Annotated in this window: 19 protein-coding genes; 13 read left to right on the plus strand and 6 right to left on the minus strand. The window is 66.3% G+C overall.

The window, feature by feature from the left end:
- The first annotated feature begins 72 nt into the window (after nt 1-72).
- The 10 genes from FRZ44_RS20075 to FRZ44_RS20120 all read left to right on the plus strand — a co-directional run bounded on the left by FRZ44_RS20075 (nt 73) and on the right by FRZ44_RS20120 (nt 10715).
- The gene (locus FRZ44_RS20075) at nt 73-1056 is read left to right on the plus strand and encodes an ABC transporter permease (protein WP_151178849.1); all 984 of its coding nucleotides are present in this window, start codon (nt 73-75) and stop codon (nt 1054-1056) included.
- 26 nt (nt 1057-1082) lie between these two features.
- Nucleotides 1083-1940: an ABC transporter permease gene (locus FRZ44_RS20080; RefSeq protein WP_225308359.1), complete on the plus strand. Its 858-nt coding sequence runs from the start codon at nt 1083-1085 to the stop codon at nt 1938-1940.
- 6 nt (nt 1941-1946) lie between these two features.
- On the plus strand, nt 1947-3605 hold the full coding sequence (locus FRZ44_RS20085) for an ABC transporter ATP-binding protein (protein ID WP_151178851.1): 1659 nt from the start codon (nt 1947-1949) through the stop codon (nt 3603-3605).
- Nucleotides 3606-3629: 24 nt separating this feature from the next.
- On the plus strand, nt 3630-4571 hold the full coding sequence (locus FRZ44_RS20090) for an alpha/beta hydrolase fold domain-containing protein (protein WP_151178852.1): 942 nt from the start codon (nt 3630-3632) through the stop codon (nt 4569-4571).
- A gap of 218 nt (nt 4572-4789) precedes the next feature.
- Complete coding sequence (locus FRZ44_RS20095; protein ID WP_151178853.1) at nt 4790-6193, plus strand: TolC family outer membrane protein; 1404 nt, start codon at nt 4790-4792, stop codon at nt 6191-6193.
- A 315-nt stretch (nt 6194-6508) separates the two neighbouring features.
- Nucleotides 6509-6940, plus strand: coding sequence for a universal stress protein (locus tag FRZ44_RS20100; protein ID WP_191908207.1), 432 nt, complete (start codon nt 6509-6511; stop codon nt 6938-6940).
- A 94-nt stretch (nt 6941-7034) separates the two neighbouring features.
- The gene (locus FRZ44_RS20105; RefSeq protein ID WP_151178855.1) at nt 7035-7781 is read left to right on the plus strand and encodes a galactosyltransferase-related protein; all 747 of its coding nucleotides are present in this window, start codon (nt 7035-7037) and stop codon (nt 7779-7781) included.
- 141 nt (nt 7782-7922) lie between these two features.
- The gene (locus FRZ44_RS20110; RefSeq protein ID WP_191908208.1) at nt 7923-9017 is read left to right on the plus strand and encodes a glycosyltransferase; all 1095 of its coding nucleotides are present in this window, start codon (nt 7923-7925) and stop codon (nt 9015-9017) included.
- A 72-nt stretch (nt 9018-9089) separates the two neighbouring features.
- Nucleotides 9090-10325: a glycosyltransferase family protein gene (locus FRZ44_RS20115; RefSeq protein WP_151178857.1), complete on the plus strand. Its 1236-nt coding sequence runs from the start codon at nt 9090-9092 to the stop codon at nt 10323-10325.
- Nucleotides 10326-10499: 174 nt separating this feature from the next.
- Nucleotides 10500-10715, plus strand: coding sequence for a hypothetical protein (locus tag FRZ44_RS20120; RefSeq protein ID WP_151178858.1), 216 nt, complete (start codon nt 10500-10502; stop codon nt 10713-10715).
- A 155-nt stretch (nt 10716-10870) separates the two neighbouring features.
- On the opposite strand, the gene FRZ44_RS20125 is transcribed toward FRZ44_RS20120, so the two are convergent.
- Nucleotides 10871-11311 carry a hypothetical protein gene (locus FRZ44_RS20125; protein WP_151178859.1) on the minus strand — a complete coding sequence of 147 codons (441 nt, stop codon included), beginning with the start codon at nt 11309-11311 and terminating at the stop codon, nt 10871-10873.
- A 58-nt stretch (nt 11312-11369) separates the two neighbouring features.
- On the opposite strand from FRZ44_RS20125, the gene FRZ44_RS20130 reads away from it, so the two are divergent.
- Nucleotides 11370-11915: an amino acid synthesis family protein gene (locus tag FRZ44_RS20130; protein ID WP_151178860.1), complete on the plus strand. Its 546-nt coding sequence runs from the start codon at nt 11370-11372 to the stop codon at nt 11913-11915.
- A gap of 32 nt (nt 11916-11947) precedes the next feature.
- Here the strand turns inward: FRZ44_RS20130 and FRZ44_RS20135 are convergent, their stop codons facing one another.
- The gene (locus FRZ44_RS20135; RefSeq protein ID WP_151178861.1) at nt 11948-13501 is read right to left on the minus strand and encodes a GMC family oxidoreductase; all 1554 of its coding nucleotides are present in this window, start codon (nt 13499-13501) and stop codon (nt 11948-11950) included.
- A gap of 143 nt (nt 13502-13644) precedes the next feature.
- Here FRZ44_RS20135 and ppaT point away from each other — a divergent pair, with 143 nt between their 5' ends.
- A complete protein-coding gene (gene ppaT, locus FRZ44_RS20140) occupies nt 13645-14817 on the plus strand; it encodes a pyridoxamine--pyruvate transaminase (RefSeq protein ID WP_151178862.1) in 1173 nt (390 codons plus the stop codon).
- Between the two features lie 43 nt (nt 14818-14860).
- Entirely contained in the window at nt 14861-15601 is a 741-nt protein-coding gene (gene pldH, locus FRZ44_RS20145) for a pyridoxal 4-dehydrogenase, SDR-type (protein ID WP_151178863.1), read from the plus strand.
- A gap of 244 nt (nt 15602-15845) precedes the next feature.
- Here the strand turns inward: pldH and pldA are convergent, their stop codons facing one another.
- The 4 genes from pldA to FRZ44_RS20165 all read right to left on the minus strand — a co-directional run bounded on the left by pldA (nt 15846) and on the right by FRZ44_RS20165 (nt 20316).
- The gene (gene pldA / locus FRZ44_RS20150) at nt 15846-16652 is read right to left on the minus strand and encodes a 4-pyridoxolactonase (protein ID WP_151178864.1); all 807 of its coding nucleotides are present in this window, start codon (nt 16650-16652) and stop codon (nt 15846-15848) included.
- A gap of 82 nt (nt 16653-16734) precedes the next feature.
- Nucleotides 16735-17670 carry a putative B6 ABC transporter permease subunit 1 gene (locus FRZ44_RS20155; RefSeq protein WP_151178865.1) on the minus strand — a complete coding sequence of 312 codons (936 nt, stop codon included), beginning with the start codon at nt 17668-17670 and terminating at the stop codon, nt 16735-16737.
- Between the two features lie 4 nt (nt 17671-17674).
- Nucleotides 17675-18769 carry a putative B6 ABC transporter permease subunit 2 gene (locus FRZ44_RS20160; protein WP_151178866.1) on the minus strand — a complete coding sequence of 365 codons (1095 nt, stop codon included), beginning with the start codon at nt 18767-18769 and terminating at the stop codon, nt 17675-17677.
- Nucleotides 18766-20316, minus strand: coding sequence for a putative B6 ABC transporter ATP-binding protein (locus FRZ44_RS20165; RefSeq protein WP_225308360.1), 1551 nt, complete (start codon nt 20314-20316; stop codon nt 18766-18768). The genes FRZ44_RS20160 and FRZ44_RS20165 overlap by 4 nt, the downstream gene beginning before the upstream one ends.
- Nucleotides 20317-20331 lie beyond the last annotated feature (15 nt).

A 20331-nucleotide genomic window follows, 5' to 3' on the forward strand; every position in this document is an offset into this window, starting at 1 on the left:
TCGGGGAGGAGCGCTCGCGATGAGCGATGTCGACATCAACCGGCCTATGGTGCAGGCAAAGGAACCTCGGGCGTGAACGCCGTTCTGAGGACGGTGCTGCAGCGGCTGGGGCTGGGCCTCGTTACCCTGTTCATCGTCTCGATCATCATCTTCACGGCGATCGAGATGCTGCCGGGAAATTTCGCGAAGGCCATTCTCGGTCAATCTGCCACGCCCGAGACGGTGGCCGCCTTCGAAAAGCAGATCGGCTTGGACAAGCCGCCGGTCGAGCGCTATTTCGACTGGATCGGCGGCGTGCTCCTTCACGGCGACTTCGGCATCTCCTTCGCCAGCGCCGGCAGCCTGGGCGGCGGCAGCGCGCGCACGGTCATGGAAGTGATCGGGCCCCGCCTGGAGAACACGCTTTTTCTTGCCGTTTTCGCCGCCTTGATCGCGGTGCCACTGGCGCTGGCGCTGGGAATGCTGGCGGCACTCTACCGCAACAGCCTGTTCGATCGCCTCGTGAATCTGATCACCCTGACGTCGATCTCGGTGCCGGAGTTTTTCGTCGCCTACATCCTGATGCTGTTTCTGTCCGTCAAGTTTCAGATCTTCTCCTCGCTCGCCACCGTCTCGCCGGATACGCCGTTCCTGGAGCATATCGAGAAATGCGCCTTGCCGACGATGACGCTTGTGCTGGTCATCGTCGCGCATATGATGCGCATGACCCGGGCGGCGATCATCAATCTTCTCTCGAGCCCCTATATCGAGATGGCCAGGCTCAAGGGCCTGTCGCCTGCGCGCATCATCTATCGTCATGCCCTGCCCAATGCCTGGGCGCCGATTGCCAACGTCATCGCCGTCAACCTCGCCTATCTCGTGGTCGGCGTGGTGGTGGTCGAGGTCGTGTTCACCTACCCCGGCATCGGACAGCTGATGGTCAACGCGGTCTCGAGCCGTGACATCCCGGTGGTGCAGGCCTGCGCGCTCATCTTCGCGGCGACTTACATCGTGCTCAACCTGATCGCCGACGTCGCGGCGATCGTCACCAACCCCAGACTGCTGCACCCCCGATGACCGCGAGCACCCAAAAGGACCCCGGCTTGTCGTCCGGCCGGTTGCCGCGAAGCCCGCTCCAGTCGGCGTGGCAGAACCTGAAAAAGGCGCCGCTGACCGCCTGGTTCGGCATCATCGTGATCGCGTTCTACCTGATCCTGGCGCTGTTCGCCCCGGTGATCGCGCCTTACGGCGAGGCGGAGATCGTCGGTAACCAGTTCGATCCCTGGAGCAGCCAGTTCGTCTTCGGCACCGACCAGCTCGGCCGCGACATGCTATCCCGTCTGATCTTCGGCGCGCGCAACACGATCGGGATCGCCGTCGTGACGACGGGGCTCGCCTTCACGATCGGAGGCATTCTCGGCCTTCTTGCCTCGATCCTGGGAGGCTGGGTCGATCAGTTGCTGGGCCGGCTGGTGGATGTGCTGATGGCCATCCCGCAGCTCATCTTCGCGCTGGTCCTGCTGTCCATATTCGGCTCGTCGATTCCCAACCTGATCATAATTATCGCCGTCCTCGATTCGACCCGCGTGTTCCGCCTTACGCGCGCAGTCGCGATGAACATCGTGGTGCTCGATTTCGTGGAGGCCGCGAAACTGCAGGGCGAGAAACTCGGCTGGATCATGTCGCGCGAGATCCTGCCCAACATCCTGCCGCCGCTGGTCGCGGAGTTCGGCCTGCGCTTCTGCTTCGTGTTCCTGACGGTCGCGGCGCTCTCCTTCCTCGGCCTCGGCATCCAGCCGCCGACGGCCGACTGGGGTTCGATGGTTCGCGAGAACGCCACGCTGATCAATTATGGCGACATCACGCCGCTGCTGCCCGCCGGCAGCATTGCGCTGCTGACGGTCGCGGTCAATTTCGTCGTCGACTGGTTCCTGCACAAAACCAGTGGTTTGAAGGAATAGGCGCCCGTGCAAGTCAAAGCGAAGCCCGGCAGCGCCGGCGATATCCTGCTTGAGATTCGCGGCCTCAGGGTCGAGGGCCAGAGCGACGAGGTCTGGCACGAGATCGTCAAGGGCGTGGGCCTGACATTGCGCCGCGGCGAGGTGCTGGGCCTCATCGGCGAATCCGGCGCCGGCAAATCGACCATCGGCCTCGCCGCCATGGGCTATACCAAGCCCGGCTGCCGCATCTCGGCGGGCACCATCATGTTCGACGGCGTCGATCTGGCCAAGGCGACCGAGCAGGCGAAGCGCAAGCTCTGGGGACCGCGGCTCTCCTATGTCGCGCAGTCGGCGGCGGCCTCCTTCAACCCGGCGCACCGGCTGATCGAGCAATATGCCGAAATCCCAGTCAGTCACGGCATCATGAGTGAGACCGACGCCCGGAAAGAGGCCGTCGATCTGTTCCGGCGGCTGCGCCTGCCCGACCCCGAGCATATCGGCGCGCGCTATCCCCACCAGGTGTCCGGCGGCCAGCTGCAGCGGGCCATGACGGCGATGGCTATGTCCTGCCATCCCGACCTGATCGTGTTCGACGAGCCGACCACGGCGCTCGACGTCACCACCCAGATCGAGGTGCTGGCCGCGATCAAGGACGTGGTGCGCCAGCTCCACACCGCCGCGATCTATATCTCGCACGACCTGGCCGTGGTCGCGCAGATGGCCGACCGGATCATGGTGCTGCGCTATGGCGAGCTGGTCGAGGAGGCCCCGACCGGTCAGATGCTGTCGAACCCGCAGCAGGCCTACACCAAATCGCTCTGGGCGGTGCGCTCGCTGCACAAGAAGGAAGACCCCACCGGCGAGAACATCCTGCGGATCCAGAATGTCGATGCCAGCTACGGCAATGCGGTCAAGGTGCTGCATGACGTCTCGGTCGACCTGCCGCACGGGCGCACCGTCGCCGTGGTCGGCGAATCCGGTTCAGGGAAATCGACGTTGGCGCGCGTCATCACCGGTCTCCTGCCGCCGAGCAAGGGCTCGGTGATCTTCGACGGCAAGCCTCTCCCGCCGGCCCTGAAGAACCGGTCGAAGGACATGCTGCGCCGGCTGCAGATGATCTATCAGAGCCCGGACACGGCGCTCAATCCGCGCCGGCGCGTGCGCGACATCATCGGCCGGCCGCTGCAGCATCACCTGGGTCTGCGCGGTTCCGCGCGCGACAAGCGGGTGGTCGAGCTGCTGGAAATGATCGAGCTCGACCGCCGTTTCCTGGACCGCCTCCCCAGCGAGCTCTCGGGCGGGCAGAAGCAGCGGGTCTGCATCGCTCGCGCGCTGGCCGTCGAGCCCGATCTCATCATCTGCGACGAAGTCACCTCGGCGCTGGACCAGATCGTCGCCGAGGGCATCCTCAAGCTGCTGCTGCGCCTGCAGAAGGAGCTCGGCGTCTCCTACCTCTATATCACCCACGATCTCGCGACCGTGAAGGCGATCGCCGACTGGGTCGTGGTGATGCATCAGGGCAAGGTGGTGCAGCAGGGCCCGAAGGAGCAGGTGCTGAAGCCGCCGCATCATCCCTATACCGAGCTGCTGCTGTCCTCCGTCCCCGAGATGGATCCGCGCTGGCTCGACGGGCTTCTGGCTCGACGCGCGGCCGCGGCCTCTGCCAAGATGGCGCCCGTCGCCTGAACGGCGGGAGGGACTGGTTCAATCATGGATATCCGGGCGCGCCTCGATCCGGAAATGCTGGCGGCCCTGGCCGAGAGCCAGCGGCTCTATGGCGGCGAGACCTTCGACCTGCAGGACCTTCCGGCGGCGCGCGAGGTCTATGCGCGCGAGCGCCGCTTCTGGAACAGCGACGGCCCCGCTCTCGCCGAGGTTCGGGATTTTTCGATTCCGGGGCCCTATGGCGCCGTGCCGCTGCGGCTCTATCGCCCCGCTACCGAGGGTCTGTTGCCGGCCCTCGTCTACCTCCATGGCGGGGGGTACGTCCTGGGCGACCTCAACACCCATGACCGCATCATGCGGCTCTTTGCGGTTCGATCGGGCGCCGCGGTCGTCGGCGTCGATTACCGGCTGGCGCCCGAGCACAAGTTCCCGGTTCAGCTCGAGGAGATCGCGGCAGCCCTCGACTGGCTCGCCGACGAAGGACGGAGTGCCGGTATCGATGCAGCCCGGCTGGCGCTCGGTGGCGATTCCGCCGGCGCCCATCTGTCGCTCGGGACCGCCATTGCTTTCAAGGGCAGGAGCCCGCGCATCAGCGGCATGCTGCTCTACTATGGCAGCTTCGGTCTCGGCGACTCGCTGTCGATGCGGGTCTGCGCCAACGATCTCGACGGGGTGAAGCCGTCCGATCTCGCTTTCTACCGGAATGCCTATCTTCGAGGGCCGCGTGACCGCGAGGATCAGCGCCTCGACTGCCTCTCGGCCGATCTCGCCGGCCTGCCGCCCGCCTATGTCCTGGCGCTCGAGCTCGACACGTTGCGCGACGACAGCCTGGCGCTGGTCGAGTTGCTGACCCGTGCCGGCGTTGCCTGCCGGCTCACGCGCCATGACGGCGTCCTGCATGGCTATCTGCATTACAGCCGTGTGATTCCCAAGGCGATGCAGGCGATCGAAGAGGGCGCGACCGCCTTGCGCGGCTGGCTGTTCTGAAATTCCGGTACGGCGCCTGACCTCGATGTCGCACCGCCCGGCTTAGGAAACCCGCGGGTTTCCGTAACAGGCTGATTCGGTCCGGAGATTTCCCCAGGGAAACCCGCCCAAAACCCGGCCGGCGCCCCGCTTGGAGAGAATCCCGGTTTGCTTAACCATTTCCCCCGGGCATAATCGCGCCAATCGCAAATACGCTAAAAACGTAGGAAATCCCCCACATGCCCAGCCGTCGCGCCCGCCTTTCCAGGCCCGCCGTTCGATCGCTGTCCGGCCTGCTGTCGATGGCCTTCGCCCTGTTGCTCGCGACGGGTCCGAGCCATCCGGCGTTCGCCGCGGACACGCTGTTGGACGCCCTGGCCAAAGCCTATAACAACAATCCCCAGCTCCAGGCCGCGCGCGCGCAGTTGCGGGCGACCGATGAAGGCGTCCCGCAGGCCAAGTCCGGCTGGCGCCCCACGGTCACGGCGACCGGCGATGTCGGCGAGGCCTGGGCCAACAATTACCCGGGGCTGCAATCGCCAAGCGACTATCAGCCGCGCGGCGTCGATCTCGAGGTCACCCAACCGCTCTATACCGGCGAGCGTACGCCGTCAGCCTTGCGCCAGGCTGAAAGCCTGGTGCTGGCGCAGCGCTCGGTCCTGACCTCGGCGGAGCAGACCGTGCTGCAATCGGCCGTGACCGCCTATATGAACGTGGTCCAGGCCGTCGCCGTGCTCGAGCTCAATACCAACCAGGAAGCGGTCATCCGGCGCGACCTGGAAGCGACCCGCACGCGCTTCGAAGTCGGCGAGCTGACCAAGACGGACGTGGCCCAGGCCGAAGCGAGCCTTGCCGGTGCCACCGCCGCCCGCATCCAGTCGGAAGGCCTGTTGGCCGCGGCCCGTGCCGCCTATGCCAACGTGATCGGCGAGAACCCGGGAACCCTGGTGCAGCCGCCACCTCTTACCGGGCTTCCCGCAAGCCAGGAAGAGGTTGTCGCTGGCTCGGAGGATGCCCCGACCGTGACCGCCGCCAAATATAACGAGCAGGCAGCGCACGACGGTATCGATGTCGCCTTCAGCCAGATCATGCCCTTCCTCAACATCGTCGGCACTGCGGGCATGTCGGATGACGCCAATGCCGCCAACACAGGGCGGAATTCGGCGTCCATCATGCTGCAGCTGACCGTGCCCCTCTATCAGGCCGGCCTGCCCGCGGCCGATGTCCGTCAGTCGAAGCAGGTCGCGGCCCAGCGCCGCCAGGAGCTCGAGAACGAGCGCCGCTTCGCCATTCAGACGGCGGTCCAATCCTGGTCGGCGCTGCAGACGGCGCGCGCGCAGATCAGTTCCTTCGTCGAGCAGGTCCGCGCCAACAAGGTCGCCCTCGAGGGCGTCCGGCTCGAGGCCAATGTCGGCGCCCGGACGGTGCTCGATATCCTGGACGCCGAGCAGGCCTATCTGAATTCCCAGGTCAGTCTCGTGACCGCGCAGCGCGACGAGGTGGTTGCGGCCTATGCCGTCGAAGCCGCGGTCGGCAGGCTGACCGCGCGCGATCTGGCGCTGCCGGTCGAGTATTACGACGTCGAGGCCTACTACAACGAAGTCCACGACAAGTTCTGGGGCTTCGGCACCAAGACGCAATAGGAGCATCGGTCCGGCGTCGGCCCCAGCCGACGCCGGACAGCCTGCCGAACGGATGCGGGTCCCCTCGGCATTGCCACGGCCCCGGATAATCGCCGCCCGAACGCGCGACCTATCCCTTTGATCAGGATAGGTTTCCTACGCGCCAACCCCGCCTCGCCCAAAACCCTGGCGGGATTGCTTCAGATCAATTCGTCTTTCCCAAACCGTGTCCATAGTCACGCTGTGATTGGGCGAGAGCGACAGCGCTCGTCGATTCGTCGCCCGGCATCGACCGTTTATGGCGATGGACAACCAGAGAGAATGGGAGAGACCGCAATGCCCATGAAGATTCTATGCGCGACCGACGGCTCGAAGTCTTCCGAAAAGGCGGTTGCCTGCGCGATCGACCTCGCTCAAGGGACCGGCGCTCAGCTATCGCTGCTGCTCGTCAACATGGTGCCGACCGACCGCATGAGTCATTCGCATTTCTGGGATCAACAACTGGTCGACGCCGCCAACGCGCAAATGAGCGCACAACTCGCGCCGGCAATAAGGGCGCTGAAAGCGGCCGGCCTGACAAAGGCCGACAGCGTCGTTGTCTCGGGAAGCAATGCCGCAGACGCGATCGTCTCCTATGCCGACGAGAACAAGTTCGACCATATCGTCGTGGGTTCGTCGATCAGAAATGCCATGGAGCGGCTCCTGGTCGGCTCGACGGCGACCGCAGTCGTTACGCGGGCCCATTGCCCGGTGACTGTCGCCCGATAATCCCGCGCGCCGAAATAAGAGCATCCCCGGGGGCATTGCGGCGTCGCTCATCAGGATTTTCCTGGATGACCGCATAGGGTAGCCTTGCGGGCCCATGACCCAATCTCGCCTCTCCATCGTCGTGCCTTATCGCGACCGGGCCGAGCAGCTCGCGCGATTCCTCCCCCATATGACCGTCTATTTTCAACGGGACAAGATCGACAAGAGCCAACCCCTTCGAATTACGGTGGTCGAGCAGGAAGCGGGGCGCCCCTTCAATATCGGCGCCTTGCGCAATGTCGGCTTCCTGCTGACCGAGGCGAACTGCGAGCAGGTCTGCTTCCACGACGTGGACTATCTGCCGATCTGGGCCGATTACCGCCCGGTCGACCGGCCGACTCGGCTGCTCTGGTACGGGGCCGAGAAAGTGAAGATCGAAGGCTCCGCCAATCTCGTCGTCGAACACGATCCGAAAAAATATTTCGGCGGCGTGGTGATGTTTCCGGCCGCCCTCTTCCGCCGCCTCAATGGCTATGGCAACGGCTATTGGGGCTGGGGCTATGAGGATACCGATATGCGGATCCGCTGCCGGGCGGAGGGGATTGCCCTGGGTTATCGCGACGGGACCTTCGAATCCCTGGTCCACCGCAGCAACGGCTTCGACACCGACGGGAAGCCGAGCCCCGCGCATCTGGCCAACCGGCGGCGCTGCCAGATCAACGCCAAGGCGATCCGGGACCGCCAGGCTCACCGCGAAGAGGGGCTGAACAGCCTGCGCTTCGACATGCTCGAGCGCGGCCCCCTGCTCGATCCCACGGGCGCCCCCTACCCCCACGCCGAACGGGTCTTGGTCCGCCTCTGAGGGCAGCCCGGGCTGATCCGCCCTTCCCGCCTTTGCGATCCATTATGGATTCCATGTTAGGATTCCAATCGGGTAGGGGGCTCGACCGCCCGCGGACGTCAGCCTGCGGCGACGGCCGGGTCGGAAATGATCGGGGGAATCTTGCCGACACGATGCCTGTTTTATGCCTCGAACGGTCATGGCCTGGGCCATCTGATCCGGACCCTGGCGGTTGCCCGCGCCCTGCGCGCCAGCAAGCCCGACCTCGACATCATGTTCGTGACCAACTCCGAAGCCTGCCAACTGGCCTGGCGCGAAGGCTTTCAGGTGGTGAAGCTGCTTTCGCCGCCCGCGAACTTCATGGATCTGGATATTCCCGCCCGTGAGGAGCTTCGCCGGATCAACCGCGGCATCGTCTATGCGGTGCTGAAGGGCTTCACACCCGATCTCGTCGTGGTCGACTTCTTTCCCTTGGGACAGATCGGCGACATGATGCCGCTTCATTCGCATGCGGCCCGCAAGGTCTTCATCGCCCGCGAGCGCAATGCCGCCGCCGAGATCGCCACCCATGCCCCGCTGATCGAGAGCCTGTACAACCTCGTGCTGATCCCGCATCAGGCGAGCGAGGTGGATGGCCGCAAACCCGCCAATGTGAAGACCGTCTACACGGGCGCGATCATGATCCGATCGCGCGACGAGGCCCTGTCGCGCGAGCAGGCCCGCGCCCGCCTCGGACTGGCCCCCGACGCATTCACGGTCTTCATCGGCTTCGGCGGCGGCGGCAATCCCGCCTATGACACGGTTCAGCAATGGGTGCTGGAACATGCGGGGGCGGCCCGGAACTGGACCTTCGCGGTGGCGCGACCGCCTCTGTTGCGCAGCCAGTCCACGGTGGCGCCGCAAGGCGCGACGAAGGAGATCAGTTACATGCCGATGGCGGAATGCTGGACCGCCTTCGATGCGGCCATCTCCACTCTCGGCTACAACAGCACGGCCGAGCTCCTGCATCATGGCGTTCCCACCATCTTCGTCGAGCTCGCGGGCGGTCTCGACGACTGGGCGAAGCGCGCCGGGCGCATCGCGAACGCGGATGCCGGCCTGCCGATCAAGGCGTTCGATACCGAAGGGCTCCAGCTGCAGCTCGAGCAGCTCGCCGACCCGGCGCGCCGGCAGACGCTCGCCGGCAACGCCCGCAACCTGGTGCCCGCCAACGGCGCGCGGCTCGCCGCCGACGCGATCCTGGAGATCGCCCCATGACGCTGCCAGGATCGGCGCGCGCGGAGTCGATGAGATTCCCGGCTCCTCCCGGGCGGCCGCGACAGCCCGATCTTGTCTAAACCCACCGCAGCGCCCCGGCGCATCGTCCTGACCGACAACGGACTGCACCAGCAGATCGGTCATCACACCCATTTCGCGCGGGGCATGGCGCGCCTGCTGGCCGCGAGCCAGCGCCCCTTTCTGGTCCTGGCCCATCGCTCCATGGAACCGGCACTGGCAGCGCCGCCGCTCGAGGCCCGGCCGGTCTTCGAGTTGCGATTGAACGAGTTCCTGACCGAGGGCGATGGTTTCGATCGTCTCTGGAACGATTATGAGATCGGCGCGCGGCGTTTTGCGGAAGGCCTGGCCGGCTCCGGCCTGGAACCCCAGGAGGACGATCTGCTCTGGATCCCCACCGCGCGCGCGCGCGAGATCGCGGGCCTCGCCGACTGGCTGAAGACCCGGCCGCAGCGGCCGCGCGTCGCCCTGGGGTTCCATTCCCTGTTGCGCCCAGTCGAGCCTGGAACGGTGGCGGGCCTCGTCCATCGCCTGGCGGGCAGAGAGCTCGTGACCGCCGTCGGCAAGGACCGCATCTTCGCCTTCGCCACCAACAAGCCGCTCGCGGTGAGGCTGACCCACGCGATGGGACTACCCGTGATGACGGCACCGCTGCCGCATTTCTACGAGACGGCGGCGGCGGCGGATGCCCTTCCCTATCTGCCGGCGGGCGACGGTCCGCTGGTCGCCTGTCTCGGCATGCAGCGGCAGGACAAGCGCTTCACCGAATGGCCTGCCATCATCGAGCAGGCACATCGCCGCCGTTCCGACCTCCGCTTCCTGGTCCAGGTCGGCGCAGGAGAGATCAGTTCTTCTTTTGCTGCGCTCGAGAGCAATCCTCGCATTCGCCTGGTGCGCGGTTATCTCGACGACCGGACCTTCGCCGGCCTGATCGAGGCGAGCGATCTTCTGCTACTGCCCTATAAGCCGGAACGCTATGTCGAGCGGATTTCGGGACCCTTCGTCTTCGGTGCGGTCTATGGCACTCCCTCGGTCGTGCCGGCACGGAGCTGGATGGCCGAACGCATTGCAGAGGGACGAGGAGTCGGCGTCACCTATGACGGCGACGATGCGGCGCTGGTCGAGGCGCTGGCTCATGCGGCCGACGACCTGCCCAACCTGAGGGCGCAGGCGGCGGGGATCATGAAGGACTGGCGGACCTGGGACGCCCGGGCCCTGATCGGCATCGCGCTTCATTGGTGCGCCGGCCGCAGCCTCCAGGATTTCAAGCGCGGCGCAGCCGCGACCTGACCATCCGGCCGCCTTGATCCTGATCCCTTCAATTCAATAAGATGGTCGGCCATTGCCATTCAATCGCAACTGGAGGCTGCATACATGGTTAATCGATATCACCAACAGTTCATTGAGATGGTTGTGCACCGATCGTAAGATCGCACCCGTGACTTCAACAAGGGAGGACTTCCCATGAAGAAAATTTTGGCGTGTGCATCTGCGGCCCTGATCGTTCTATCGCTGGCGGCGGCGCCGGCCATGGCTGGAGGCGGCAAGAGTGGCGATGCCCCGGGTCATGGCGGCGGCGGATCCGGCAATTCCGACAGCAACAATGGCGGTGTCTCGGGTGCCAACGGCAACCAAGGCAACGACAAGGACGTGGGCAATGCCGGCCCGGGCGGCGAATAGGGCCGAGCGACGCCGCAGGATCGGTCTTTCAGACCGATGACTTTTCTTGTGGGCCTCGGGAAACCGGGGCCCACTTTCGTTTAGGCGCCCCGCGCCGCTTCATCCCTCGATGCCAGCGACATCGGTCGCGCTGAGCAGTCCTTCGGGCGCTCAGCTCAATCGCTCACGGCCGTTTCGCACTGCACCGGCTCTCCGGCACGACAAACGCTGGCGTAGCGCTGGGAGTAACCCGCCTGGATCGGCAGCAGCGGAACCTGTCCCCGGCTCGCCGCGGAATCACCGGGCGCGCTGCAGAATATATTCTCGATCATCATCAGGCGCTGTCCGTCCGCACGCGGGATATAGAGCGCGCCATCCGCAGCCTGGCGATGGAGCTGCACGGTCTTCGACCCGCTCTGTCCGATCATCCCCAGATCCTGGGTCACCCAATGTCCGAAATTGATCATGCAATGGATCGGGTCCGATCCTTTATTGACGATCGTCAAGGAGACGGGCACATCGGCGGCACTCTCGTTCGGCATGCTGCAGGACGCCATCGCGAGCGACAGCAGGACCGCCGTCGCGGCGCGGGTCGTTGAGCCAGCGGGAAGCCCCATGTTAGCCTCGTCCTCGTTCGATCGTGGCGGTCGCGCGTCTCACGCGGGGGAGCGGCGGATGATTTTGCGCAAGACGCTTTTCGTCAAGGAGACGATGCTGGCCGAAGCCGGCAGCCCGGCCGTCCGTCCGATCACGCGGGTCGCCGCGATCGCCATCCTCCAGAACAGCTTCGCCGGGCTCGGCGTGCAGGATCTCTCGCCGATGTTCGATCTCGGCCTGAAGCTCGGCGAGGAGCTGATGCCGCAGGCCGTGGCGATGCTCTCGCAGCCGGCCATGGCCTATGGCAAGGCCGCGATCGTCGGCGTCGAGGGCGATCTCGAGCATGCCGCGGCGATCCTGCATCCCAAGCTGGGCAAGCCGATGCGCGCGGCGGTCGGCGGCGGCGAAGCCATCATCCCCTCGACCACCAAGGTCGCGACGGCCGGCACGCTGATCGATGTGCCGCTCGGCAACAAGGACAATGTCTGGTCCTTCGACGAGCTCGACACCATGACCGTCTGCGTCGCCGATGCACCACGCCCGCGCGAGATCCTGGTCGTCATGGCGGTCAGCGACGGCGGCCGGCCCAACCCGCGCGTCGGCAAGGGCCGCTCGGTCGTCTGATCCCCAAGCGGCCAGGCCCCAGCCCTGAAAACTCATGCCCAGGTCGCCGGCGCCAGCGGCGGCCGGCCCCGCAGCAGATCGCTCGCCCGTTCCGCGAGGGCGATGATGGCGGCATTGACCGGTCCCGTCGTGATGCGGGGAATGACCGACGCATCGACGACATGAAGCCCCCCGATCCCCCGCAGGGCGAGCTCCGGCGTCACCACCGCTTCCGCGTCCGTTCCCATCCGGCAGGTCCCGACCGGGTGATGATGCGTGTAGGCGGCCCGGGCCAGGAACGCCCGGCGATCCGCCTCGCTGCGGCACTGCTGTCCCGGCAGCAGCTCCGCCTCGCGCCAATCCGCCAGCGACCTGGCGCCGCCGACCGCCTGCGCCCGCTCCAGCGCATCGAGATAGGCCCGCCGGTCATATTCCTCTGCCAGATAGTTCGGATCGATCAGCGGTGCCACCTTCGCGTCCGCCGAGGCGAGCCGGAGAGACCCACGGCTCCGCGGCTGCGTGAACCCGAACATCAGCGTGTAGGCTTCGCCGAAGGCCGGCGCCGGGAAGCACTCCGTCACCGCCGGCGCGATGACGCAGGCCAGCACCAGCTCGGGTGCGGACCCTGCACCGGACCGCTCGATATACATGAGCGATTCCGAGTTCTGGTAGCGCGAGGGCGGCACCGGGCGGCGTGCGCGATAGACATTGCCGCCCGAGAGGAGATGGTCATGCAGGTTGTGCCCCACACCCGGCAGATCCAGCCGCACCGGGATGCCCAGCGACTTCAGCTCGTCGGCGGGCCCGATGCCGGCGCGCAGCAGCAGCGTGGGCGAAGCGATGGCGCCGGTTGCCAACAGCACGCCGCGCTCGGCCGCGATCCGTTCGATGCCCTCGGGCCCTTGGAGTTCGACGCCGCGGCAATGCCGCTGACCTTCGAATCTCAGCCCGCGAATCTCGTGCCGCTCCAGCAGGTGGAGATTGGGACGCGCCAGCACGTCGGGCGTCAGATAGGCATCGGCCGTGCTCTGGCGCCTTCCCTCCTTGATCGTGAGGCTGTTGAGCGTCGGACCGGCCATCCGCGGACCGTTGTGCTCGGGCGTCGGCGTCAGGCCGATCTCCTCCCCGGCCGCCATATAGGCGCGTGTGATCGGGTGCGGATCGCTCGGCGTCATCAGGCTGACGGGACCGCCCTGCCCGTGATAGGGCGATGCGCCGCGATCCCAGTCCTCGGAGCGGATGAAATAGGGCAGCAGATCGCGATAGCCCCAGCCGGCGGCGCCGACCGCCACCCAGGCATCGAAATCGCTGGGATGCCCGCGCACATGGGCCATGGCGTTGATGGTGCTGGAGCCGCCCCGCACGCGGCCGCGGGCCCAGGCATGGACGCGATTGGCCGTGTGGCGCTGCGGCACCGTCGCGTAGTTCCAGTCGATCGCGGTGCCCTGCAGTGCCGGCCAGGCCCGCGGCACGCCGACCTGGGGGTCGGTCGGCGCGCCGCCGGCCTCGACCAGCGCGACCGAGACGGCCGGATCCTCGCTCAGCCTCGCCGCCAATACCGAGCCCGCCGTCCCCGCACCCAGGATGATCCAATCAAAGGTTCGCAATGGTTCCCCTCGGGCCCTCGCCCTGATGACGCCGTGAAATGAGTTGTGATATTGTCCGATCGCGCAAGGGGCCGCCACAAGGCCGAGCACAAAAAATGGGCCGATAACGGCTCGCGCGACGCAAATCCGGGAGGGGAACCATCATGGCCACCAAGGAACCTATCATCACATTGTCGGCCGGTCCGGTGGCTGCCTACCCGGCCGTCATGCGCGCGCTGTCGAGACCAATCGGGTACGACTATGACCGTCACTTCCTCGAATTCTACGAGGCGGTGAACCGGAAGGTCACCCAGGCCCTGCGCAGCAGCTCCCCGGCGCTGATCCTCCATTTCGAGCCTGCCCCCGGCCTCGAGGCCGCGGCGGCCTCCCTGATCGGTCCCGACGACGTCGTGCTGAACCTCGCCTCGGGCGTCTATGGCAAGGGCTTCGGCTACTGGTCGGCGCGTTACAACAAGGAGCTGGTCGAGATCGAGGTGCCCTACAACGAGGCGATCGACCCGGCCCAGGTCGAGGCGGCCTTCAAGAAGCGCCCCGACATCAAGGTCGTCTCGGTCGTCCACCACGACACGCCGTCGGGCACCATGAACCCGGTCAAGGAGATCGGCCAGATCGTGCGCAAGCATAACGCGCTGATGCTGGTCGACGCGGTCTCCTCCTGGGGCGGCATGGATATCCATCCCGAGGAAAGCTGCGCCGACATCTTCGTGACCGGCCCCGGCAAATGCCTGGGCGGCGCGCCGGGCCTCACCATCATGGCGGTCAACGACCGGGCCTGGAAACATATGGAGGCGAACCCGAAGGCGCCCCGCGCCTCGGTCCTGAGCCTGCTGGATTGGAAGGACGCCTGGCGCCAGGACAAGCCCTTCCCCTTCACCCCCTCGGTCGCCGAGGTGAACGGGCTCGACGGCGCCATCGATCTTTATCTGGCCGAGGGTCCCGAGACCGTGTGGAAGCGCCATGCGCTGACCGCCAAGGCCTGCCGTGCCGGCATCAAGGCCATGGGCCTGTCGCTCTGGGCAGCGCGCGAGGAGATCGCCTCGCCGACCTGCACCGCCGTGCGCGTGCCGGACGGCCTCAAGGACGACGACATCCTGGCCGCCGCCCGCTCGCTCTATGGCGTGGTGTTCTCGTCCGGCCGCGGCGAAACCAAGGGCAAGCTCATCCGCATCGGCCATATGGGCCTGGTGGCCGAGCCGATCTATGCGGTGGTCGCGGTGACCGCCTTCGGCGGCGCCCTCAAGAAACTGGGCCGCAAGGTCGATGTCGGGGCCGGCGTCACCGCCGCCACCGCCGTGATCGACCAGGCGCGCGCCTGACCCTCAATCCAGCGAACCATTCTTCTCAAGGGAGATTTCGAGCATGAAGCGTTTCGACGGCCGCGTGGCCATCGTCACCGGCGCGGCCCAGGGCATCGGCAAGGCCGTGGCGCTGCGCCTCGGCCAGGAGGGCGCCCTGGTGGTCGCCGCCGACATCAACGGCAAGGGCGCGGAAGCGACGGCCAGGGAGATCGGCGGCAAATCCTTCGGCATCGCGACCGACATCGGCGACCCCGCCTCGGTCACGGCGCTGCACAAGGCCGCGATCGACAAGGGCGGCAAGCTCGATATCACCGTCAATGTCGCGGCGATCGTGCCTTTCGTCGCCTGGGACGCGCTCACCTTCGAGGAATGGCGCCGCATCATGCGCGTCAATGTCGACGGGCTCTTCCTCATGTGCCGCGCCAGCTCCGATCTGATGCGCAAAGGGGGCTATGGCCGCATCGTCAATTTCTGCTCGAACTCGATCTTCGCCGGCACGCCCAACATGGCGCATTACGTCGCCTCCAAGGGCGCCGTGCTGACCTTCACCCGTGCGCTCGCGACCGAACTCGGCGGCTACAAGATCACCGTCAACTCGATCGCGCCGGGCTTGACCGACACCGAGGGCGTGCAGAAGACCGACCACAAGAACGCCTTCGAGTTCGTCGAGATGCTGCAGGCGATCAAGGGCCGCGGCACCCCCGACGACATCGTCCCCGCCGTCGCGTTCCTCGCGTCGGAGGAAGCGCACTGGGTTACGGGCCAGTGCCTCGCCGTCGACGCCGGCATGGTGCGGTGGTAGGGCAACAGCTTCACTTTCCTCTCCACCCGCTTTAGCGGGGGGAGAGGGTTGCGAAGGCTTAGGTGAGACCGAAGGTCGAACCTTAGCCGAAGCTGGGAGAGGTGGGTCCTTCTTGCGCGCACACCCTCTCCCAGCTCCGAGTAAGTCTCCGCTTCGCTCCGACTAACTCTTCGCAGCCCTCCCCCTCACTACGTGAAGGGGAGGAAAGAAAACTGAAAATGATTCCGACGAGCGGAAGCGCCGCCTATGAATAGAACCCCGGCGCCTTCACATAGTTCGGGAAGCTGTCCGGGTCGTGGCTGTAGAACAGCTCGGCATTGTGCTTCTCGGCCAGTTGCTTCAGGCGATGCATCGACTTCAGGCTCGCCGTCGGGTCGAGATGGAAGCTCGAGATGCAGTTCATATCCATGTTCTTCTGGCTGTAGCAGGCATCGGCCGTGAACAGCATCGGGCGGCGGTTCTTGAGCTCGACCATCAGGCTGTAATGGCCGGCGGTGTGGCCTGGCGTCTCCAGGAGCCACATGCCTTTCGCGAGCTCCTGATCGCCGGTCACGGTCTCGAATTTCGGCGTGTACATGTCGAGCGCCGGCTCGGCCGGCAGCGCCTTGCCCGCCTTCTTCGCCAGCTCGGGCGCGAAGGTCATGTCCGAATAGCCCAGATGCTCGAAGGGCTGGTGGTTGGTCGAGGCCTCGAGTTCCTTCGCGTGGCAGACGGTGCAGGCCTTGCTCAGATGCTTGTTCCCGCCGCAATGATCGAAGTGGTAGTGCGAGTTGATCACATAATTGATGTCGGTCGGCTTGAGCCCGATCTTGGCGAGCGCGCCCGGGATGGTCTGTTCCGGCGCCTGTATCGGCTTCTCGAAGGGCAGGACCCGCATCACATGGGCATGGTCGTAGCCCGTATCGAAGATGTAGCGGCCGTCCTGATGCTCGATCAGCACCGCATAGCAGGGGAAGCGAAGCTCGCCGCCGGGCCCACGGTTCCAGAACGCATGGAACCCGTCGATCACCAGCGAGCCGCCGTCGAGAATGTAAACCTTGGTGTCCGTCATCGCCTCGTCCTCCCTCTCTCGCGACCCCGCCCCTTCTTAGGGCCTGTCCGGCCCTCCGGGCGGTTCTCTTTGACTTCCAATTCTAGCGCTCGCCACGCACATAGGGCAGTCCCAAGGCCGCCGGCAGCACGCTGTGGCGGCCGAAGATCACCAGCACCAGGATCACCATGGCGAAGGGCAGCATCTGCACCACATCGGTCGGGATGTTGAGCCCCGCCACCTGGAGTGCCGTGGTCATGGCCAGGCTGATGCCGAAGATGAGGGCTCCCAGCAGTACCCAATAGGGTTTGCCCCGCGCCAGCATGGCCAGCACGATGCCGATGAAGCCCGCGCCGTTGGTCATGAAGGGCACGAACAGCCCGGCGCCGACATTGGCGAGATAGGCGCCGCCCATGCCGGCCAGGAACCCCGTCGCCAGCACGGCGCCCACCCGGGTCGCCACCACGCTGACGCCGGCCGCGTCGAGCGCGCCGGGCTTGCTGCCCGCAGCCTCGAGATTGAGCCCGACATCGCTGTGCTTGTAGAGCCAGCCTACGGCGAAGGTCGCGGCCACGATCAGATAGACGATGAGATTGTGGTGGAACAGCGCCGGCCCCAGCACCGGGATCTCGCTGAGGCCCGGGATCTCCAGCACCGGCGCCTTCTCCAGCCGCGGATAGGAGCGAGCGAACTGGAAGTGATGGAGGAGTGCCGTCAGTCCCTCCGCGCCCAGGGTCAGGCCGATGCCGATCACGATCTGGTTCATGCCGAGCCGCACGCAGAGCAGCGCCATCAGCGCCGCCACCAGCATGCCGCCCAGCCCGCCGAAGACGAAGCCCAGCGCGAAGGAGCCCGTATAGAAGGCGGCGACGAAGCCGGTATAGGCGCCGAACAGCATCATGCCTTCGATGCCGATATTAAGCACGCCGGCCTTCTCCGAGATCTGCTCGCCCAGCCCCACGAACAGCAGCGGCACGCCGGCCGTGATCGCGCCGAACAGGAGCGAGGTCAGGAAGGGTTCGGTGAAGAGACCGTGCATCGGATCAGCTCTTGGTCCGGGCCTGGCGGCGATGATCGAGATATTCGACCAGCGCCAGGAAGATCAGCAGCAGCGCCACCAGCACCAGCGTATAGAAGGTCGGCACGCCCAGCCGCACCGCGGCGCTCTCGCCGCCGACCTGCAGCACCGCGAAGAACATGACGAAGGCGATCGTGGCGATGCCATGGAACCGCGCCAGGAAGACGAGCGGCACGACGAGCAGCCCGAACGAGGGATTCCAGTCGGCGCGCACCGAGCCCCAGACGCCCAGGATGTCGACGGCGCCGCCGAGCCCGACCAGGCCGGCGCTGATGGCGAAGGTCGCGTAGGTGAGCAGCCCGACATTGAGCCCCGCATGGATGGCGGCGCGCGGATTGGCGCCGACCACACAGAGCTTGAGGCCGAAGGAGGTGCGGGTCATGACGAAATGCACGATCAGCACCGCGGCGAGCGCGATCAGGATGCCGCTATGGATGGTGCTGCCGAAGAGCCGCGGCAGCCGGTCCTCGACGGGGAGCGTGTGGGTCTGCGGCACGGTGGTGCCGGGATCGAAGAACAGCAGCTTCACCAGCACATTGGCGAAGCTGACGCCGAGGAAGCTCATCATCAGCGTGCTGATGATCTCGTTGATGCCGTAGCGGACCTTGAGGAAGGCCGGGATCAGCGACCAGGCCGCGCCGACGAGACCCGCCACGACGAAGCAGAGCAGGATCGTCAGCCAGTCCGGGATCGTGCCGATGAGGGCCGGCCCCAGGGCCGCCGTGACCACGGCCGAGAGCAGGAACTGCCCGTCGGCGCCCAGATTCCAGATGCCGGCCCGGAAGGCCACGATCAGCCCCGCCGCGATCATGAGCAGCGGCGCCATGCGGGTGATGGTCGCCTGCAAGCCCAGCCAGCTGAACAGGCCGCGCCGGATCACATAGGCGTAATAGTCCAGGGGATCGGTGCCGAGCAGCAGCAGGATCCCGGCGCCGACCAGGAGGGCCAGCAGGATCGGCAGCAGAAATCGCGCGATCGCCGCCGCCAGCGCGCGGGCGCGGCCGGCCATCAGCGAAGGCGGCAGCCCGGGGCTGCGCGCCGCTTCCGGACTGGCACTCATGCCGCTTCGGCTCCCGTCATCAAGAGGCCGATCCGACGCTCCGCATTGCCCTCGTTGGGCACGATGCCCGTGAGCCGGCCGCGGAACATCACCGCGATCCGGTCCGAAAGCTCGAGCAGCTCGTCGAGCTCGGTCGAGATCAGGACCGTCGCCAGGCCGCGCTCGGCGCATTCGGCGATGCGGTCGCGCGCCAGGCGGATGTTGTGCAGATCGAGGCCATAGGTCGGCTTGTTGAAGATGACCAGCCGGCTGGCGCCGTTGAGCTCGCGCGCCAGCAGCGCCTTCTGGATATTGCCGCCCGAGAGCCGGCCGATCGGCGTGCGCTCCGAGGGCGTGCGGATATCGTGGCGCTTGATGGTGTCGCGCGCCTGGCCATGGATCAGATTCCAGCGGCTGATGCCCTGCTGCCAGAGCGGCGGCGCGCCGATCTCCTTCATCACCAGATTGGTCGCAACCGAGAAGGCACCCACCGTCCCCTCGCCCAGCCGCTCGTCGGTGATGTAGCGGAAGCCGCGGCGCCGGCGCGCGGCGACGCCCTCATGCGTCAGGTCGTGGCCGTCATAGAGGAGCGAGCCCGAGGCGGCCGGCCGCTGCCCCGCCAGGAACTCGGCCAGATGCTTCTGGCCGTTGCCGTCGACGCCCGCGATCCCCAGCACCTCGCCGGGCCAGAGCTCGAAGCTGACGCCGGAGAGCGGACATTCGCCGCGATCGGCGACGGTGGAGATGTCCTTCGCCACCAGGATCGGCGGCTTGGAGCGATCGGCCTTGGGGACCCGCTTCAGATGGCCGCCGCGGCCGAGCAGGGTTTCGGCGTCGCGGCTGTCGGCCTTCTGCCCGCCGAACATGAGCCGCAGCACCTCGTCGGTGATCTGCGCCTCGGTCAGCGATTTCAGCCGCGCCTTGTCGAGCTGGCCCGCGAAGCGGCCCAGCCGGAGCACCGAGATGCGGTCGCCGAACTCGTAGGCCTCGGCCAGCTTGTGGGTGATGAAGATGATGGCGACACCCTTGTCGCGCAGCCGCTTCATCACCTCGCCCAGGTCGCGCACGCCGAGCGGCGTCAGCATCGAGGTGGGCTCGTCGAGGATCAGGACGTTCTCGCCGCGCCACAGCGCGCGCATGATCTCGACCTGCTGCTGCTCGCCCAACGCCAGCCTGCCGACCTGCGCGTCGGGATCGAGCGTCACGCCCAGGAGATCCGACAATTCCTTGAAACGCTTGAGGACCGGGGCCCGGTCCAGGAGCCGCCAGCGCGGGCCGCCCAGCATGAGGTTTTCGATGACGGTCAATGTGGGCACCAGCAGCACATGCTGGAACACCGTGCCGATCCCGAGATCGAGGCTCTCGCGCGGCGAGCCGATCCGCACCGGCTTGCCCTTGACCTGGATCTCGCCGGAATCGGGCTGCTGCATGCCGGCCAGCATGCCGATCAGGGTCGATTTGCCGGCGCCGTTCTCGCCCAGCAGCACATGGATCTCGCCCGGCAGGAAGTCGATCGAGACGTCGTCGTTGGCGACGACGCCGGGAAAGCGCTTGGTGACGGATCGCACCGATATGGCTGTTCC

Origin of the sequence: Hypericibacter terrae (genome assembly GCF_008728855.1) — a bacterium.
Classification (GTDB): Bacteria; Pseudomonadota; Alphaproteobacteria; order Dongiales; family Dongiaceae; genus Hypericibacter; species Hypericibacter terrae.

What these genes read in the sequence shown, in the direction of transcription:
- FRZ44_RS20100 (WP_191908207.1), top strand. Translation starts at nt 6,509, where the DNA reads ATGCCCATGAAGATTCTATGCGCGACCGACGGCTCGAAGTCTTCCGAA.
- FRZ44_RS20125 (WP_151178859.1), bottom strand. Translation starts at nt 11,311, where the DNA reads ATGGGGCTTCCCGCTGGCTCAACGACCCGCGCCGCGACGGCGGTCCTG.
- FRZ44_RS20090 (WP_151178852.1), top strand. Translation starts at nt 3,630, where the DNA reads ATGGATATCCGGGCGCGCCTCGATCCGGAAATGCTGGCGGCCCTGGCC.
- FRZ44_RS20105 (WP_151178855.1), top strand. Translation starts at nt 7,035, where the DNA reads ATGACCCAATCTCGCCTCTCCATCGTCGTGCCTTATCGCGACCGGGCC.
- FRZ44_RS20095 (WP_151178853.1), top strand. Translation starts at nt 4,790, where the DNA reads ATGCCCAGCCGTCGCGCCCGCCTTTCCAGGCCCGCCGTTCGATCGCTG.
- pldA (WP_151178864.1), bottom strand. Translation starts at nt 16,652, where the DNA reads ATGACGGACACCAAGGTTTACATTCTCGACGGCGGCTCGCTGGTGATC.
- FRZ44_RS20155 (WP_151178865.1), bottom strand. Translation starts at nt 17,670, where the DNA reads ATGCACGGTCTCTTCACCGAACCCTTCCTGACCTCGCTCCTGTTCGGC.
- FRZ44_RS20160 (WP_151178866.1), bottom strand. Translation starts at nt 18,769, where the DNA reads ATGAGTGCCAGTCCGGAAGCGGCGCGCAGCCCCGGGCTGCCGCCTTCG.
- FRZ44_RS20130 (WP_151178860.1), top strand. Translation starts at nt 11,370, where the DNA reads ATGATTTTGCGCAAGACGCTTTTCGTCAAGGAGACGATGCTGGCCGAA.
- FRZ44_RS20120 (WP_151178858.1), top strand. Translation starts at nt 10,500, where the DNA reads ATGAAGAAAATTTTGGCGTGTGCATCTGCGGCCCTGATCGTTCTATCG.
- pldH (WP_151178863.1), top strand. Translation starts at nt 14,861, where the DNA reads ATGAAGCGTTTCGACGGCCGCGTGGCCATCGTCACCGGCGCGGCCCAG.
- ppaT (WP_151178862.1), top strand. Translation starts at nt 13,645, where the DNA reads ATGGCCACCAAGGAACCTATCATCACATTGTCGGCCGGTCCGGTGGCT.